8 protein-coding genes, 1 tRNA gene and 1 pseudogene are annotated in these 20,005 nt (G+C 49.7%); 8 read left to right on the top strand and 2 right to left on the bottom strand.

From position 1 onward, the window contains the following. Positions 1 to 13: 13 nt before the first annotated feature. Complete coding sequence (locus AAE250_RS01935) at positions 14 to 3,019, bottom strand: SusC/RagA family TonB-linked outer membrane protein (protein WP_294596897.1); 3,006 nt, start codon at positions 3,017 to 3,019, stop codon at positions 14 to 16. Between the two features lie 981 nt (positions 3,020 to 4,000). Between AAE250_RS01935 and AAE250_RS01930 the strand changes: the two are divergent. From AAE250_RS01930 to bglX, 8 genes and pseudogenes are all read left to right on the top strand, one after another. Then, positions 4,001 to 4,228 (top strand): annotated as a pseudogene (locus AAE250_RS01930) (carboxypeptidase-like regulatory domain-containing protein); the annotation flags it as partial. 95 nt (positions 4,229 to 4,323) lie between these two features. Next, positions 4,324 to 4,405, top strand: a tRNA-Leu gene (locus AAE250_RS01925). A 171-nt stretch (positions 4,406 to 4,576) separates the two neighbouring features. Then, positions 4,577 to 7,438 (top strand): helix-turn-helix and ligand-binding sensor domain-containing protein, encoded by a 2,862-nt coding sequence (locus tag AAE250_RS01920; RefSeq protein ID WP_294596900.1) that lies wholly within the window; start codon positions 4,577 to 4,579, stop codon positions 7,436 to 7,438. A 180-nt stretch (positions 7,439 to 7,618) separates the two neighbouring features. Further along, positions 7,619 to 10,645 (top strand): SusC/RagA family TonB-linked outer membrane protein, encoded by a 3,027-nt coding sequence (locus AAE250_RS01915; protein ID WP_294596903.1) that lies wholly within the window; start codon positions 7,619 to 7,621, stop codon positions 10,643 to 10,645. Positions 10,646 to 10,672: 27 nt separating this feature from the next. Continuing rightward, complete coding sequence (locus tag AAE250_RS01910; RefSeq protein WP_294596906.1) at positions 10,673 to 12,166, top strand: RagB/SusD family nutrient uptake outer membrane protein; 1,494 nt, start codon at positions 10,673 to 10,675, stop codon at positions 12,164 to 12,166. Between the two features lie 30 nt (positions 12,167 to 12,196). After that, positions 12,197 to 14,293 (top strand): family 43 glycosylhydrolase, encoded by a 2,097-nt coding sequence (locus AAE250_RS01905; protein WP_294596909.1) that lies wholly within the window; start codon positions 12,197 to 12,199, stop codon positions 14,291 to 14,293. 180 nt (positions 14,294 to 14,473) lie between these two features. After that, positions 14,474 to 15,874 (top strand): glucoamylase family protein, encoded by a 1,401-nt coding sequence (locus AAE250_RS01900; RefSeq protein ID WP_294596912.1) that lies wholly within the window; start codon positions 14,474 to 14,476, stop codon positions 15,872 to 15,874. A 10-nt stretch (positions 15,875 to 15,884) separates the two neighbouring features. Continuing rightward, complete coding sequence (gene bglX, locus AAE250_RS01895) at positions 15,885 to 18,179, top strand: beta-glucosidase BglX (RefSeq protein ID WP_294596915.1); 2,295 nt, start codon at positions 15,885 to 15,887, stop codon at positions 18,177 to 18,179. 68 nt (positions 18,180 to 18,247) lie between these two features. Here bglX and AAE250_RS01890 read toward each other — a convergent pair whose 3' ends face one another. Beyond that, a complete protein-coding gene (locus tag AAE250_RS01890) occupies positions 18,248 to 19,858 on the bottom strand; it encodes an AAA-like domain-containing protein (RefSeq protein ID WP_294596918.1) in 1,611 nt (536 codons plus the stop codon). Positions 19,859 to 20,005: the final 147 nt, after the last annotated feature.

Genomic DNA, 20,005 nt, shown 5'->3' with positions numbered 1-20,005 from the left:
CTTTCACTTTTAGTTAGAATGTCAATTGAATGCCACCCATGACGGTGCGTACAGGGGAATATACATTCAAAGATTCAGTTTCCCCGTAAGCATAGCGCGGGTCCAGTCCTTTACGTGCCGACCAGAAACCGAGGTTTTCACCGGTAGCATAGACGCGCAGTTTGCTGATACCGAAATTCGTAAGCAGACGTTTAGGCAGTGTATAACCTATGGAGAACGATTGGAAGTTAAGGTAACTTGCACTCGTCAGCCAGCGGTTTGATCTTGCTGTTGTATATTGGTCTCCGTATTGGAAACGCGGAATCGTACTCGACGTATTGTTAGGCGACCATGATTTTAGAATATCCTTGTGAATGGCGTTACCGGCATTACCGGCAGTAGCATTGTTGGACATCAATCCCGAATATCCGTAGTCATATATATGACCCCCCAACTGATAATCGAATGTTACCGAAACATCGAAGCCATAAGCCGAAAGCGATGTGCCGAAACCTCCGAATACATCCGGAAGACTACTGCCTTGCTCGTACTTAGTAGCATCGTTCGGATTGGTAGTAGTAGACGAGTGCTTGGTTCCCGGACGATTGGTCACACCTGCACCCAAATCATCATCCACCCAATACAGGGCTTCACCTTGTTCGTTGACACCCGCATAGTCGGGGAGGAAGTAATTGTAGATATGGCCTCCCTCTTTAAACCACTTGAAATCCTCTGTAAAGCCTCCGAAGTCAGCCGTTTTAGATGCGGGAAGTTTCAGAATCTTATCTGAGTTATGGGCAATGTTGAACTGCACATTCCAGTCAATGTCCCTTGAGTGAACAATAGTGCCTTGCAAGCTTAATTCAAATCCTGAATTACGGATATCGCCGATATTGCCGTAATATCCGCGCGAACCGGCAGACTCCGGTACAGACAGCCAGAAGAGCAGGTCGGTGGTTTTCTTGTTGTAGTAGTCCAAGCTACCTGTCAAGCGGTTGCCGAAGAAAGCGAATTCAACGCCTACATTGAAATTGGTAGTTGTTTCCCAAGTAATGTCCGGATTACCGATACGCCAGAATGATGCCGACATCTGGGTATCTGATGCAGCCGTCAGGGAGTAAACGTCCGTATAAGCCCAATCGTAGATGTTATCGTTACCTTGTTGCCCTATGGAAAGCTTCAGTTTCAACTGGTCAACCCAACTTGCATTGAAGAAGTTCTCTTTATTAATGAGCCATGCGCCGCCTACTGACCAGAAGTTACCCCAACGGTTCTCTTTGGCAAAGCGTGAAGAAGCATCACGGCGGAAAGAGGCAGATACAAAATATTTCTCGTCATAATTATACTGCAAATTAGTGAAATATCCTTCTACATTATACTCAGAGGTATAAGAGTTTGAACTTACCTTCTTGGCAGCTCCGTTTATCTCCGGAATGTCGGGAGAGAATAGTCCCTGACCGTAGGCATACAGATAAGTAGTCTTAGCGTCATAATATTCATGTCCCACCATCAAGTTCACATTGTGCCTACCGAACTGATCGAAATACGTCAGTGTTTGTGTGTGGTCTTGTCGTAGTGCATCTGTCTGCGACTTATCAATTTGTCCGTTTACGGAAACCTTAGGCCCATAGAGAGAATTCTCATAAGCCGAAGAATTAGTATGCCCCCAGGTTATGGTACTCGTGGCATTGACCTTCAAGAAATCTGTAAGGTTGAGGTCTGCCGTGAATGTACCATTGAGTTGGCTGCCTTTGGATGTATGGTCATTGTAACGGTTGGAACCGAGCGGGTTACCGGTTGATGAGAAAGGACGCGTCAGTCCGGGATAATTACTTGTCGCTACACCATAGTCATAGTGCGGGTTACCGTTTTCGTCAATACGTATCTGCGGATTGCCGTTTGCATCCAGGGTTCTTACATAGATGGGATAAATAGGAGCAATCCTCGACGTATAATACATCAAATTGGTAGAATTAAGGGTAGTATTCAGGTTTGGATTGGACTCCGTCGTGGAATTTACATAGCCCACATTTGCACCAACCTTGAGCCATTTTTTTGCTTGATAGTCTGCCTTGACACGGGCTGATACGCGTTTAAAACCAGAGTATTCAATGATACCGTCCTCATCCAGATAGCCCAAACTTGCATAGAACGATCCTTTGTCCATAGCTCCGTTTATGCTTATGTTGTACTCCTGACGGAGAGCGGTATGGTATGCAGCATCACGCCAGTTGTCGGAAGTCAGATAGTACGTCTCACCATTGGCATTATAACTACGACCGAGGGTTGCATTCGGATTCAATCTTCCATCTTGATTGATAAGGAATTGACCTTCCGGAACATTATAGATATTATATGCCAGGTGGTTCAGCATGGTGTTGTTCGCATTAGCGTTAGCCGCTGCTGCACCTTGTCCCTGACCATAATAATAGTAATTATAATATTGTCCGTAGATGGTCTCATAATATCTTCCCGGATCATCAATGGTCTCATAATCTTGTATCGAACGGGTATTTGCCCCCCACTTCATGTCCACATCGATTTGCGATTTGAAGTCCTTGCCCTTCTTAGTGGTGACAATGATTACACCGGCAGCACCACGTGCACCATAAAGAGCAGCCGAAGCAGCATCTTTCAATACAGTTATAGCCTCTATATCCCCTTGAGGAATGTTACTCAACGAAGCACTGTAAGGTGCCCCGTCCACGATAATCAGCGGATCGGTATTGGCATACAGCGATGCGATACCACGAATGTTTATATTCCCCTGGCTGGCTCCCGGTGCGCCTGAACCTCCTTTTAGCTGGAGTCCCGGAGTAGATCCGACCAAAGCATTCGCAACATTCGTTGTCACCCTCTTGGACAGTTCTTCACTGTTGACAACTGTAGCCGAACCGGTGAAAGAACTTTTCTTTTGTGTACCAAATGCCACAACCATTACTTCATCCAGCATTTCAGAGTCTTGCTTCAAGATTACCTTTATAATGCCTCTTTTAATGGATACTTCCTGGGATTCTAATCCCACAAAGGAAACACGCAAAGTCTTTGCGGAACTTAGTATTCACCTCTTCACCCACCTTCTACAAACGCCTTCCGGCGGGCAATGGTGGTGAAAGCAAGGCAATAAACCCGGTTTCAAGGGTTCACCTTTAAACTTTTCGGATGCGTTTTAGGCGGATTAAAGGAGTTTTAGGGCTGCATAAAGAGATACGCCGAATCTCCCCAAATTTATGCCTAAAGAGTTTCCAGTCAAGAGAAGTGTTGGCCATGATTTGCAGCACCCTGCATTTTGCAGCAAAAGTTTGTGAGGTTAAATGCAGAGAGAACAACTACTTAAGTGAACGACTGGAGTTGTCCGAGTGAACAACTGGAGTCATTCGATCGAACAACTGGAGTTGTTCATGTGAACGACTCCAGTCGTTCACTTGCAAGTCTCACTCAGCGGGTGAACAAGAGCAGATGATTGACGCCTCACGAAGCTTTCTCTTCAGAATAAACTTCCTTCTAAAGCCTTCGGAAATGTAATACCTTGTTTCTATTAATAAGGGTACATCCGCTACAGTCAACTTATCCCAAGACGTTACAGCTTTCACCCGCCATCTCCCTGCTGCAAGGTGTTTGAGACAGATTGGCGAATGCGGTGAAAACGTATTGTATATTTTTAATCAGAAGTACTTCTCTTACCAAATGGTACTGATACACAGATTATTGTTGACTTTTACAATAAAATTGAAGTACAGCTATTTATGAGCAAAAGCACCACAAATAGGCGCGAAATTTCAACAAAACATTGATTATCACCAACTAATGGGTTTATTTATTTGTTCTCTAATCACTAACATCGATGACATTATGTCATCCCAATACACTTCATACTGCTTCAAATCGCCAAATAGTTAAATCTTTAGTCCCAATATTAGAATTTCTTTCTTTTTCTTTTATTCTTTTAAAAAAATAAATATATTTGCCTGCGCGCTTAAAACAAAATTGATTTTAAAAAGTTAAATTTAAGAGGGAATTTATGAAAAGAAAATTAATGTTGTTATTGACCTGTCTCTTTGTGAGCATAGGTTTTGTAACAGCTCAGACATCCACAGTTTCGGGAGTGGTGATTTCCGAGGAGGATGGTGAGCCTGTTGTTGGAGCATCAGTATTGGTAAAAGGTACTTCTTTAGGAACCGTTACAGATATTGATGGCAAGTTTACAATTGTGGACGTACCGAGTTCCGCAAAGACCTTGCGTATTTCAACTTCCCTCATTGCTTAAAACGACTTTATTTATCAAACAATTTGCCAAAACAAAAAATCTTCATATCTTTGTCCCCGCTAAATGAGATTACCCCTGCGGATGTGGCGTAATTGGCAGCCGCGCCAGACTTAGGATCTGGTGCCGTGAGGCGTGTAGGTTCGAGTCCTATCATCCGCACAGAATTTCCCCTCCATAATAATTTTAATAAAGAAAAGAGTGCCCGTCAAAATGATGGGCATCCTCTTTTTTATTAACAAGATAAAACAACCTTTTCTTCTGCAATATATAATATTTAGAATTCTTATCGTATATTTGCTTCTCAAAAACACTTTGATATAACCAGAAAAGATGAAACTGAATACAATCACCACGGCGTTTTCCAGACATTGGATACTATGCTTATTGTTATCCATGCTTTCTCTTCAAGCCGGAGCCTCCCCATTCATGCCTGCAGTCACCAATTATCTGGCAAAGAATTATGGAGCCGGTTATCAGAACTGGGCATGCGCACAAGGTGAAAACGGCGAAATGTATTTCGGCAACAGTCAGGGCTTACTGGTATACGACGGGGCTCGCTGGCAACTCTACAAAGTGCCTGGAAATCATATTGTCCGTTCGGTTTACGTGAAGGACGACCGCATCTATGTGGGTGCCTTCGAGGAATTCGGCTATTTCAAATACTCGGACGCAGGCGTGCTCCAGTATCATTCTTTGAGCAGTTCCCTGGAAAACTTTCCCATGGAGAACAATGAAATATGGAATATCGTGGAACTGAACGGTTCTATTTATTTCCAGTCATTCAGTGCATGGTTCTCTTACGACGGAAAGACAGTACGTGCCTTCCGCGACAGGAAACAACAACCTCTTTACTTCTTTAATCAAAACGGACGCATTTATGTGCAGATGATCGACGAGGACTTCTACGAATTCGACGGCCAAGTTTTCCATCCTCTTTTCACGCGCAGCAAAGTGCATGATGACAATGTAGTGGCATTATTGCCGGACAGAGGAGACAGCTTCCTCATGGTTACGGAGAATAACGGATTGTTCCGCTATAGCGGCACCATCGAGCCTTGGAAGACAGACGTGGATGCAGAACTGATGAGACAACGGGTAAATCGTGCCGTAATGACCCAGGACTCCACATTGATGATAGGCACTGTTCTGAACGGCATATATGCCATAGACCGCAAAGGGCATTGTCTGTGGCATTTCAACCTGGACAACCGGCTGGACAATAATACGATTCTCGGATTGTTCTGCGACAAAGACAACAACGTGTGGGCGGCACTGGACGACGGCATTGCATATATTCACTATAACTCCCCCGTCATGCTGCTGGCTCCTGCCAACCATGAAACCAAGTTGGGCATGGTGTACGATATAGCCCACAAGGGAGATTGTTTCTATCTGGCAACCAACCAAGGGTTATACGAATACCACCAGATTTCCGGAAACCTGCGCCTGCTACCCCATACCGAGGGCCAGAACTGGTATGTGAAAGATATCGACGGACAATTGTTTGCCGGTAATAATGCCCATACCTTATTAATAGGAGAGAGTGGAAATATATCCGTAATAAACAACACCAACAGCAGTACATGCCTGATAAAATGCACCCTGTACGGTGAAGAAATATTGCTGGAATCGTCTTATGCAAATCTCCGTATCTACAAGAAAAAGAACGGACAATGGGCTTTTTCCCACGTGATAGACGGTTTCATCGCACCGATTACACATCTGGAGGTAGACCAAAGCGGCACTATCTGGGCCTCACACATGTACCAGGGAGTTTATAAGATTGTGCTGACCGACGATTTGTCCGCCACCAGAAGTGTGGAGCATATTTCCCGTTTAGGCTCAGAAAGCATTACCGGTCCCATACTGGTCATGAAGATACGGGGACGCATTGTCTTTGCCAGCCCTAACAGTTTCTATACTTACGATGACATAGCCCGACAAATTGTTCCTTTCGAAAAATTGAACGCTATCCAACCTTATGTAAAAAACGCACATTCGGTAGCCTCCGTCACAAATGACCGTTTCTGGCTGTCCGGTTCGCACGAGTATGCATTGATAGAGTATACGGATGGCGAGTATGTAATGAAAGAACGCATTCCCATCGAAATATTCGACTCTCCCTGTATAGAGAACTACAATAATGTATTTGTCGATAATGATGTGGTTTACTTCAACCTGAACAACGGAATGGCGCGCTACAGTAAGAGCACAGACGCCCTAAGCCCTATTCCGGCACCTGCCTTTTCACTGCATTCAGTCATTTGTTCTTCTTATGACAAGCAAGAAGAGCGTTTGCCTTTATCGGGCCACGTGGAGGTAGAAAGCAACTACCAGGATTGGTTATTCGGTGTAAGTTTACCGCATTACAACAAATTATCCGTTTATTTCCGATACACCCTGCATGGACGGGGCATGACCTTGACCTCCAACTTGAAAGAGCCTGAAATACGGTATGGTAGTCTGGACTATGGAGACTACATCTTCCGGGCAGAAGCTTATACCGATCTGGGAAAGAAGATGGGTGAAGTGGAATATCGTTTCAGCATCGCCCGCCCCTTTTATCTGTCTTATTATGCATTTGCATTCTACGTAATCGTATTCATCGCCCTTCTCTACTTCTTCTCCAAATGGCGTGCCAACCGTGCCATGGAAAAGAAGCGGAAAGAGTATGAAGCCGAACAGGTAGAGCAAAACATCAAGATGCACGAGCAAGAGCGCTTGATAGCCGTGCAACAACAGCAATTGCTGGAGGCCGAACTGTCAGCAAAGAGCAAGGAACTTGCCAGCATGGCACTGGGTGTATTTGCCAAGAATGAAATACTTGAGAAGCTGCGCACTGCCGTACAGGAGTTTCTTGTGAAAGGACAATACGGACGCAAAAACCTTGAAAGCTTACTGAAACTTATCAATGAGAACATCGAAAGCCAAGAGTTCTGGGATGTGTTCCAAAAGAACTTCGACTTGATTCACGAGAAATTCTTCCGCAACCTGCGCGAAAGCTATCCAACACTTACAGCTACCGACCTGCGTTTTTGTGCTTTGCTCCGCCTCAACCTCTCGACAAAAGACATTGCACAAATGACCAACCTCACCATCCGCGGAGTAGAAGCTGCCCGCTACCGTTTGCGCAAGAAATTGGACATACCGGACGGGACCGGACTGGTAGATTTCCTAATCGATTTAAAGTAGATTCCAAGAAAAAGTTTCAGATCATAACATACTGATTTACAACAAACGGCTTTACTAAAACGTAGTAAAGCCGTACCCCTTTTTACCCTAAACGTATTATCGTGGTAGTAGTTTTTTTTGCTTGCAATGCATAAATCCATTCCTTTGTCAACGGAAATTATTAACTCTTAAATTTAGTTTATGAGAAGGCAAACATTATTCTTTTCACTTGTAGTCTTGTTCTCATTTCTGCCATTCGTAGTTTTGGCACAAGGAACAAAGACAATCAAAGGAACCGTTGTTGACCAAAGCAACGAACCGATCATTGGAGCCACGGTTGTAGTAAAAGGCTCGACGAATGGAGCAGCTACCGATCTTGACGGTAACTACGTACTCAATGGCGTCTCCGAAGACGCAATCCTCGTTTTTAACTATTTAGGTATGTTGCCGCAGGAAATTAAAGCTGCCGGGCAATCTGTTATTAATGTAAAGTTGCGTGAAGACGCACAATTACTGGAAGAAGTAGTCGTAATCGGTTATGGTTCCGCCAAGGCTAAAGACTTGACAGCCCCGATCGATGTAGTAAAAGAGAAGGACTTCGTGAATGTTCCTACATCCTCGCCCATGGCAGCATTGCAGGGAAAGGTACCGGGTGTAAACATTATCAACTCAGGAACTCCCGGAGCCGGTCCTAAAGTAACCATCCGCGGTATGGGTTCTTTCGGTGACACTTCTCCCCTCTATGTAGTAGACGGAATGTTCTACGACAACATTGACTTCCTGAATAACTCCGATATTCAGGACATGACTATCCTGAAAGATGCATCGGCATCGGCTATCTACGGTGTACGTGCAGCCAACGGTGTTGTTATCATCACAACGAAGAAAGGTACCCGCAACCAAGAGGCTAAAATCACTTACAACGGTTATGTAGGTATTCAGAAGGCTACCAACCTGCTGGAAATGTGTAACTCTCACGAATTTGCCACTATGTTGATGGAAGCAGACAAGGAAACATACAGCAGTATGTTCGAGAAATCTATTGCTGCATTCGGTGGTGACCTTAACTCTTTAAAGTTCAATGCCGACACTGACTGGTACGACCAACTGTTGCGCACTGCCATGATGACCAACCACAGTTTGAACATCTCCGGCGGTAGCGAAAAAGCTACTTACTCTGCCGGTATGAGTTACCTGGCACAAGACGGTATTATGGATGTAGAGAACTACTATCGTCGCCTCAACTTCCGCGCTGCCTTGGATTATGATGCAAGAAGCTGGCTGAAAGTAGGATTCAACGGTGTCTTCAGCAACTCACAACAGCAGTTGCCGAACAACGCAGCATGGCAGCAGGCATTCAATACGCCGTCCATCATCCCTGTTTATGACAATACTCGTAGTGACGCTGTTTTCCCTGACAAGTATGCATCACCCGAACAGGTAGGTCTGGGAGCGAACTTCAAAAACCCGATAGCTACGGCCAACTATTATGATAACAGCAACGAAACCTATCAGGTTTTGAGTAACTTCTATGCACAGCTGAACCTTATCCCCGACAAGTTGAATGTACGTTCAAGCTACAGCTACGACTACTCTATCATTCGTGGCACGAACTTTACTCCGACTTATTATGTAGGTACCGACCAGCAAAAGACCACTACAAGTCTGACCAAGACGGATACCAACTACTACAAGTGGATTTGGGATAACACCGCCACTTATACTGAAAAGTGGGGCAAACACGCATTCACCGGTATGCTGGGTGTATCTATGCGCCAGGAGCAGATGAAGAAACTGGAAGGAACAGCAACCAACGTTCCCGAAGGAGCAGACGTATGGAAATACATCGGACTGGGTAATAAAGACGGTGCTACGGTAACAGATGACGGTTGGAAATACCGCGGTCTGTCATACTTCACCCGTTTGAACTATAACTATGCAGACAAGTACATGTTGATGTTCACTTTCCGTGCCGACGGTTCTTCCAAGTACAACGACAAGTGGGGCTACTTCCCCTCTATCGGTGCTGCATGGGTTATCTCGCAAGAGCCGTTCATGAAGAACCAGAACATATTCGACTACATGAAACTCCGTGCAAGCTGGGGTAAGCTGGGTAACGACAAGATCAACGCAAGTGCAGGTTTCTCCAGCCTCAGCAACGTACAGTCAGTATTCGGACCGAACAACGCCCTCGACGGTTACACCAATTCAACCAACTTCAGCTGGCTGGGCTGGGAAGTTGTAAACGAAACCAACATCGGTATCAACTTCGCTACGCTGAACAACCGACTGAATGCAGATATCGACTGGTACTACCGCCTGACGGACAACGCCGTTATCTCTCCGAAACTCCCGATGCAAAACGAAACTATCGCAGGCAACAACGGACAGATTCTGAACAGCGGTATCGACCTCTCATTGAACTGGAACGACAAGATCGGGCAAGACTTCTCCTATAATGTAGGTGTTAACCTCTCTTACCTGCACAACGAAGTAAAGAGCCTGAAAGATAACATGACCATCATCAAAGGTGGCAAGACAGTGAACATGGTAGGCGAAAAAATGAACTCTTACTACGGCTTCAAGGTGGTAGGTATCTACCAGACCCCGGAAGAATGTGCCGCCGATCCGATTGCCGTTGCCAATGGCCTTGAACCGGGCGACTTCAAATATCAGGATGTGAACGGTGACCACGTTATCGACGGTGCCGACAAGCAAGTGTTGGGTTCTTATATCCCCGACTTCACCTATGGTATCAACCTCGGATTCGCTTACAAGAACTTCGACTTCAACGTAACTACCTACGGACAAGTAGGCGGCGAATTGTGGAACAGAAAGCGTGCACTGCGTTATGCACAGTCCAACTACAACTTCGACAAGGCCCAGTACACCAACCGCTGGACAGGTCCGGGTTCTACCAACGAACATCCGTCTGCCAAAGCGCTGATCAAGACCTGGAACGTATCGGACAGTAATAATGCTTCTTACTTCGTAGAAAGCTCCGACTACTTCCGCATCCAGAACATCACCCTCGGATATTCCTTCAAGAATGTCAAAGTGGGCAGCTACGTAATGCCGGGCATCCGCCTCTCTCTGACAGCCGACCGTCCGTTCACTACCTTCAAGGCAAACAGCTTCACTCCTGAATTGTCCGATGCAGAAGGTTGGGACACCGAGGTATATCCTTTGACTTCGACTTATACCTTCGGAGTACAGATTGATTTCTAAACTATCAACCATTAAAAACATAGAACAATGAAATTCTTAAAGAAGACATTAGCATATATTCTTCCGGCTATGATGATACTGGGCGGCACCACTGCTTGCTCCGACTTCATCGACATCGAGCCTGAGAACAAGGTACCGGAACAAAGCGTGGATTTCACGAACACGAGCAATATGTATCAACCCGTTATCGGTGTTTACTCCAAAGTACGCACCTCGGGCATGCACTGGGCCAATGCACTGATTATGTTCACGCGCGACGGCGATGTATGGTCCGGCCGTACGGACGACCAGGGAGCAGCCGTAGACTTCGGCCGCCACTTCAACTATACCAACTCCTTCTGGGCGCTGAACAACGTATGGGTTACTTTCTATGAGATCATCCGCATTGCCAACTCCGCATTGGTATCTTTGGACGGATATGCCCAATACCTGACTCCGGGAAGCAGCGACTACGAAAAATACGAGGCTTATTGCGGTGAAGTACGCACGCTTCGTGCGTGGGCTTACTATCAGTTGGTAACTAACTTCGGCCCGATTGTAATCTACCGCGACAACTTGCAGACCGACTTCCGTCGTTCCAACGTAAACGCAGTATACGACTACATGCTGGAAGAAGACCTGAACTACGCAATAGATAAACTCCCCCGCATGCGTCCCAACCAGATGGAACACCTGGGTGCAGTAACCGCATATACTGCCGAGATGCTGGCTGCAAAGGTTTATCTGCTGAAGGAAGATTATGCAAAGGTTGAAACCCTGACAGACGATATCATCAACAACGGCAACTTCTCTCTTTATCCCGACTACTATAACCTGTTCAAGATTCCGGGCAAGTTGTGTGACGAATCTTTGTTCGAATGCCAGGTTACCGACTTCGGTAATGGTTCGGGAGAGTATGTAGGCGTAGACCAATGGTTCAACTTCCAGGGAGCTGCCCTCAGAGATCCCGCATCAGACAAGTCTATAGGTGGCTGGAACTTCATCGGTTACGAATCTGAGTTCGTGGCATGGGCCGATGCCCGTGGCGAGTCAATACGCACCGAGACTTCTTTCCTGAGAGCCGGACAGATGACCCGCGAAGGCTGGCAGGTAGGTGCAACGTCAGGTACCATGACCGACTGCTGGAACGGCAAAGCCTACCTGCCTTACAACCAGATGACCGAAGGCCGCACAGACTACGGTGCCAATAACAACGTTCGCATCCTCCGCTATGCCGAAGTACTGTTGATGAACGCCGAAGCTAAAATCCGTCAGGGAAAGAATGGCGACAGCAGCTATAACCTGGTGCGCACCCGTGCCGAAATGCCTACCAAGACCGGCGTTACGCTGGACGATGTAATGGACGAACGCCGCATGGAACTCTGCAGCGAATGGTGTACACGCTATATCGACCTGGTGCGTACCGGCAAGGCAGCTACCGTACTCGGCCCGAAAGGCTGGACAGCGGAAAAGACCTACTGGCCCATTCCTTCCAACCAGCTCGACGACCTCCCCGACCTGAAACTCGATCCGATAGACTAATTCAAACATAATCCTATTCTGAACTATCACATGATAAGAAGAATCCTAATCAGTTGTGGAATAGCATTTGTCGCATTCGCGGCAAATGCTGCTCCCGATGATTCCATCAAAGTAGTAAAAGGCCAAGTCAGCGACTACTACATCGCAGTGACCCACGAGCGCATCGTGAAGGGACGCGTACTGGACAAGAATCACCAGCCCCTCGAAGGAGCTACGGTTATGTTCTTTGCCAGCCCCATGCACAGCACCACTGCCACTGACGGCAGTTTTGCCATCAAGGGCGCGGATAATGACGTACACCTGTACGTGTACTATCCCGGCAAGAAGATAGTCAACAGAATCCTTTCACTGGACGAGAATAATCTGGACATAGTGATGGAAGACGAGACACACAAGGCAACTGCTGTACGCCGCCCTGCCCGGGCCACCCGCTGGTACAACCCGCAGGCACCTCTGACACGCACCTTCTGCAATCCGATGAACATCAGCTATAACTTTGAACCGTTCAACAATAATGTACGCCCCAATGGTTCGTTCCGTTCTGCCGCCGACCCCATGGCAGTGGAATACAAAGGAGAATACTTTCTGTTCTCCACCAACCAGGGAGGTTTCCATTATTCCAAGGATCTGGTGGACTGGGAGTTTGTACCCGCCAGTTTCCAGCGCAAGCCCACGGACGACGACCAGTGCGCACCGGCGGCATACGTAAGCGGCGACACGCTGTTCTATACCGGTTCCACCTACGAAGGCCTCGCCGTATGGTACAGCACGCATCCCAAGACGGGACGTTTCAAACGTGCCATCGAGAAGAATGTACTCCCTACTTGGGACCCATGTATGTTCCTCGACGATGACGGCAGACTGTACATGTACTACGGTTCCAGCAACGAATACCCGCTGAAAGCGGTAGAACTGGACCGGAACGATTTCTATCCCATCAGCAAGATTCACGACGTGATGATGCTGCGTCCGGAAGAACACGGCTGGGAGCGCTTCGGAATGAACAACGACGATGAAGTGACGCTCCGCCCGTTCACCGAAGGGGCTTATATGACCAAGCACAACGGAAAATATTACTTCCAGTATGGTGCTCCGGGAACGGAGTTCAAGGTATATGCCGACGGTGTATATGTATCCGATTCCCCGTTGGGCCCGTTCACTTACCAGAAGCACAACCCCATGAGCTATAAGCCGGGAGGATATGTGCAGGGCAGTGGCCACGGCGGTACGTTCCGTGATGTGAAGGGTAACTACTGGCATGTATCTACCTGCATGCTGTCCCTGAAGTATAAGTTCGAGCGTCGTATCGGACTCTATCCGGTTGCCTTCGACGGAGACGGGGTGATGCATTCTTCCTCAGCCTTCGGCGATTATCCCAACTGGGCGGAGCCGATGGACATCAAGAACCCGGCAGACCGCTTCACCGGCTGGATGCTGCTGTCTTACAGGAAGCCTGTAGAGGTATCGTCTACCGACAGTATCTACGCGGCAACCAACCTGACGGACGAAAGCATGCGCACTTACTGGGCAGCCCGGTCGGGCAATCCGGGAGAGTGGGCTAAAGTAGACTTGGGGGCAGTGAAAACCGTTCGTGCCATACAGTTGAACTTCTATGACCACAAGGCCGTGCAGCACAACCGTGCCATGGATATTTACCACCAATACCGTATCTTTGCATCTGAAGATGGAAAAGAATGGACACTGGTAGTAGACAAGAGCGACAGCGACAAGGATTGTCCGCACGACTACATCGAACTGAGCGAACCGCTACGTGCCCGCTACCTGAAATACGAGAATGTGCACATGCCTACAGGCAGTGTCGCCATGTCGGGCTTCCGTGTCTTCGGAAGTGGTGACGGCGCTGCCCCGCAGATGGTGAAAGGCCTGACCGTGAAGCGCGACAAGAACGACCGCCGGAATGCACTCATCTCATGGCAACCCGAAGCCACAGCATACGGCTACAACATCTACTACGGCATAGCTCCGGACAAGATGTACAATGCCATCACAGTGCTGGGACAGACTGACTACGACTTCCGCGGCCTGGATGCAGACACGGAATATTACTTCACAATAGAGGCGCTGAACGAAAACGGACGCTCTCCGTTGTGCAAGACATTAAAGTAACTCGATATAAGGGCGGCTCCGGGCGCGCCCGAAGGCATGAAACCGAGACGTTTCGAGGCTCCGGGCGCGCCCGAAGGCATGAAACCGAGGCGTTTCGAGGTTTCGGGGCTGCCCGAAGGCCCCTCTTATATCGAACTCACAATAAAGTACTAACTCATTAATTAGAATTTAAACATAGACATGGGAAAATATACCATAAGATACGGACTGGCCTTCTTGCTCGCTGCTTCTTTGGCAAGCTGCGGTTCGTGCTCTTCCGACCTGAAAGAGGACGGAAAAGAAGATGGCGGCGGAACAACCGGCAAGCCCGATACGGAAGAAACACGTCCGACGTCATTCGCTTCGGACGACGAGATGCTGGACTACATCCAGAAAGTACACCTGAACTATATGTGGGACGGTGCAGAGGCTATCTCCGGCCTGGCGCCCGAGCGCATCCATCTGGATGGCGACTATCCTGAAAAGGATCAGGACATCGTCACCATCGGCGGTAGCGGATTCGGCGTGGCCGGTCTGCTGGTGGGCATCGAACGCGGCTTTATCCCAAGAGAAGCCGGCGTAGAGCGCCTGACCCGAATAGCCGATTACCTGAAAAGTGCCGACCGCTTCCACGGCGTATGGCCGCACTGGCTCAACGGCCCCACGGGTAAAGTAAAGCCTTTCGGACAGAAAGACAACGGTGGCGACCTGGTGGAAAGCTGCTTCCTGATGCAAAGCCTGCTCTGCGTGCGCCAGTACTTCCGCGACGGCAACGAAAAGGAGAAGGCCCTTGCAGAGAAGATAGACCAACTTTGGAAAGAGATGGAATTCAGCTGGTATCAGAACGGCAAGGATGTCATCTACTGGCATTGGTCGCCCGAGTACAACTGGGAGATGAACTTCCCGCTGGAAGGTTACAATGAAGCGCTGATTGTCTACATCCTGGCAGCAGCCTCGCCTACTTATCCCGTTCCGGCTTCGGCTTATCATAACGGATGGGCACGCGGTGGCGGCATCAAGTCCGACGCTGCCCCTTACGGCCTGCCGCTGGAGCTGAAGCACAACGGAGCCGAGCAGTTGGGTGGTCCGCTCTTCTGGGCACAGTACTCGTACATCGGTCTGGACCCGCGCAACCTGAGCGACCGCTATGCCAACTACTGGAATGTGGTGCGCAACCATGCCCTCTCCAACTACCGCTACTGCGTGGAGAATCCGAAACAGTTCAAGGGTTACGGCGAAAACTGCTGGGGACTGACTGCCAGCTACTCCATCAAAGGGTATGCCGCACACTGTCCGGGCAATAACGACTGCGGAGTCATCACTCCCACAGCCGCCCTCTCCAGTTTCCCCTACACGCCGGAGGAATCGATGCGCGCTCTGAAGTATTTCTATGCCAAGGGCGATCGGATCTGGGGCAAGTACGGTTTCTACGACGCCTTCTCCGAGTCGGCCGACTGGACAGTACCCCGCTACCTGGCCATCGACCAATGCACCATTGCCCCGATGATAGAGAACTATCGTTCCGGGCTGTTGTGGAAGCTCTTCATGAGTTGCCCCGAGATTCAGCAAGGGTTGCAGACATTAGGATTCACTACTAAATAATTTATACCAGATGAAGAAATACACCTTATTATTAGCCGCCTCCTTCCTCGCCCTTACGGCAACGGCGGCAATGCCCAAAGCCAGTACCCCCAAAGGTACGCCCCAGGAGATGGACAAATTCATCACCGAACTGATGGGCAAAATGACGCTGCACGAGAAGATCGGTCAGCTCAACCTGCCGGTAACGGGAAACATCGTGACCGGTCAAGCCAAGAGTAGCGACGTCGCCGGGAAGATACGCGCCGGAGAAGTCGGCGGTCTGTTCAACCTGAAAGGCGTGAAGAACATCCGTGAAGTACAGAAGCTGGCGGTAGAAAACTCCCGCCTCGGCATCCCCTTGCTGTTCGGTATGGACGTGATACACGGTTACGAAACCATCTTCCCTATCCCCCTGGCCCTGTCGTGCAGCTGGAACATGGATGCCGTAGAACAATCGGCCCGCATCGCCGCCATCGAATCCAGCGCCGACGGCATCTGCTGGACCTTCAGCCCGATGGTAGACATCTGCCGCGACGCCCGCTGGGGACGCGTGTCCGAAGGCAACGGCGAAGATCCCTTCCTCGGTTCGGCCATCGCCCAAGCCATGATCCGCGGATATCAGGGCAAGGACATGAGCGCCAATAACGAGATCATGGCCTGCGTGAAGCACTTCGCCCTGTACGGTGCCGGAGAAGCCGGCCGCGACTACAACACCGTAGACATGAGCCGCAACCGCATGTACAACGAATACTTCCCGCCCTATAAAGCCGCTGTAGAAGCCGGCGTAGGAAGCGTGATGAGTTCCTTCAACGAAATAGACGGCGTGCCCGCCACTGCCAACCACTGGCTGATGACCGACGTACTGCGCAACCAATGGGGCTTCGACGGCTTCGTGGTGACCGACTACACCGCCATCGCCGAAATGATAGACCACGGCATCGGCGACTTGCAGCAAGTCTCCGCCCGCGCCCTGACCGCCGGAACAGACATGGACATGGTGGCCGACGGTTTCATCGGCACCCTGGAGAAATCCCTGAAGGAAGGCAAAGTGACCGAAGCCGACATCGACAAGGCCTGCCGCCGCATCCTCGAAGCCAAGTACAAACTGGGCCTCTTTGCCGATCCCTATAAATACTGCACCCCGGGACGCACCGAAAAGGAAGTCTTCACCCCCGAACACCGTGCAGCCGCCCGCCGCATTGCCGCCGAGACCTTCGTTCTGCTGAAGAACCAGGACAACCTGTTGCCCCTGCAACGCAAAGGCAACATCGCCCTCATTGGCCCTCTGGCCAATACCCGCGCCAACATGCCGGGCACCTGGAGCGTAGCCGCCACACCGGAACGCTACAGCACCTTGCTCGAAGGCTTCAAGAAAGCAGTAGGCTCCCGCGCCAACGTGCTCTATGCACAAGGCAGTAACCTGATGTACGATGCCGACTACCAGACCCGTGCCACCATGTTCGGCCGTGAACTGCCCCGTGGCAACGACCAGGAGATGCTGGACGAAGCGCTCCGCGTGGCTGCCCAAGCCGACGTCATTGTAGCCGCCCTGGGCGAATCGTCCGAGATGAGCGGCGAGTGCAGCAGCCGTTCCCAACTGGATATGCCCGATGCACAGCGCCACTTGCTGGAAGCCCTGCTCAAGACGGGCAAGCCCGTGGTACTGGTACTCTTCTCCGGCCGCCCCGTAGTGCTGACCTGGGAGGACGAACATGTCCCCGCCATCCTGAACGTATGGTTCGGAGGTAGCGAAGCTGCCGACGCCATTGCCGACGTCGTATTCGGTGACGTTTCACCCAGCGGCAAGCTGACGACTACTTTCCCGCAGAACGTAGGCCAACTGCCGATGGCATACAACCATAAGAACACCGGCCGCCCCCTGAAGGACGGCAAGTGGTTCGAGAAGTTCCGCAGCAACTACCTGGATGTAAGCAACGACCCGCTCTACCCCTTCGGCTACGGATTGAGCTACACCACCTTCCAGTACAGCGACATCGCACTCAGCTCCAATCAACTGAGTACGAACGGCACGCTGACAGCTTCGGTTACCGTAACCAATACGGGCAACTACGACGCCGACGAAATCGTACAGATGTACATCCGCGACCTTGTAGGCAGCATCACCCGCCCCGTGAAGGAATTGAAAGGCTTCGAGCGCATCCACCTGAAGAAAGGGGAAAGCAAGCAAGTCAACTTTACCATCACCCCGGACCTGCTGAAGTTCTACAACTACGACATGCAGTACGTCTGCGAGCCGGGCGAGTTCAACGTAATGATAGGCCCCAACAGCCGCGACGTGAAGACGACCAGTTTTGAGTTGAAATAGGTATATAGGTTTTTGGATTAGGTAAGAAAGGGTATCCTCCGAAAGAAGGATACCCTTTTGCTATTAGATTACATTCCCCATACGGTAATGGTTCTCCCTCCGAACTCCTCCCGGCGGTGCCAGATCTTCTCGTCCCAGCTCACGCCCTTGTCACGATTGAACAGGATGAAGTGCCCTTCATTAATAATGCCCCCGCACTTATCCATATATCCTGCTGTCTGTTCCAGCCCCTTCTCGATTGTCTTTTCCAGGTCTCCCCGCTTTATCTTCAGTTCGAGTACAATGCGCTGGAAGGGACCGCCATACTTATCGGTCAGCGGTTTCGTTATCAGCAGGTCGGTGCGGCCACGGCCCAGACCATATTCACGGTCGATGTAGCCACCACCGTTCACTACCCTTTGCAGGAATGCTTGCAACAGCAGTTGCGGGCCGCTCTCCTTATAGTCGAAACGCTCTATCCACGAATCGGCATTCTGGCGGAAGAACTGCTGGAAGTCGGTCAGCAGTTTCTCCATATTGATGGAATGGTCCGGATTGATGTACCAGGCGGCTTGCTGAATCAATGTCTGCTGGCGCGCCCAAGTCAGTTCGCGGGGAATCACCTCCTTATAGATGGCATTGGACACCCGCAGAGGCTTGTCGCGTACAATAAGTCCCAGATCTACCACATACTGGATATCATCGTCGCGCAAATGCTCCTCCGCTTCGCCGTCCTCGCTTGCCAGGATAGGCTCGATGACACGGCGTACACGCTCCTCGCGAAGTTTGTCTATCAAGATGTCGATATGCGTGTCGCGGCGGTAGATGATGCGCTCCTGTGCCCGGTACACCATTTCGGGGATGATGCAGATGGAAGGGTCGCGGTTCTCCTTCATTTCCCATGTCACCTCGTAGCCGAGGGCATTCACCAGCCAGGGCTGCCCTTCGGTAGCCTCCCAAATCATCGGGAAGCAGTCGGGAGAAAACTCTTGCCCGGTGGCGGCGGTGTGCTGCATGTACAGTTCGTGTATCTCCTCGCGGGAGAAGTTGCCCAGACGCAGGGATGCCGCCTTGATGTTGAAAGCCGAACCGCCGGTGATGATATCCTGGTTGGAGGTGACAATGCGGTAATCGCGTACATCGCGCACACCGCAGAGGATAATGCTTTGGGGGAAGTGCAGCGGACGCTGTTCGTAACCTGCCCGGATCTGCCGCAGCACGCTGACGAGCGAATCGCCCACCAACGCGTCTATCTCGTCAATGAAAAGAAGAAGCGGACGGTCGAGGGCTTCACTGAGGAGGCGGAGATAAGTGGTGAGGTAAGAGTCAGTCGGAACATCGGCCAACTTTTCTTTCAATAGTTCCTCAGGCATACTATTGCCTAATATCATAGACGTTTGCGAGGCGATGGAATACGTCACATGACGGATAACTTCTTCTTTCATATTGCGCGAAGCCTGCCCCGCCTCCACATTGACATATACGGCGTAAAACTCCCCACGGGCATTCAAGTAATCGCGAAGTGCCAGCAGGCACGACGTCTTCCCCGTCTGCCGGGGCGCATGGAGCACGAAATACTTCTTCTGGTAAATAAGGTTTTCCACCTCTTCGAGGTCAATCCGGGTAAGCGGGTCGATGTTGTAATGATCGGCAGGGACTATCGGCCCGGCAGTGTTGAAAAACTTGGGTACTTTCTTCATGGTGCAATCTCCTTATATAATGGTGCAATCTCTCTTCATACGCTGAAGCGATACAAAGGTAACACATTTCTCCGATAAACAACATCCCCCCTTCTCGGGCATGTGTTAAAAGCCAACGATTTATAAGGAAACAAAATCTTTTTTGCC

The organism is Bacteroides sp. GD17 (assembly GCF_038448625.1).
In the GTDB taxonomy this organism is placed as follows: domain Bacteria; phylum Bacteroidota; class Bacteroidia; order Bacteroidales; family Bacteroidaceae; genus Bacteroides.
Note: the sequence above shows the minus strand (reverse complement) of the source record. Positions and strands in the feature narration are given on the sequence as shown.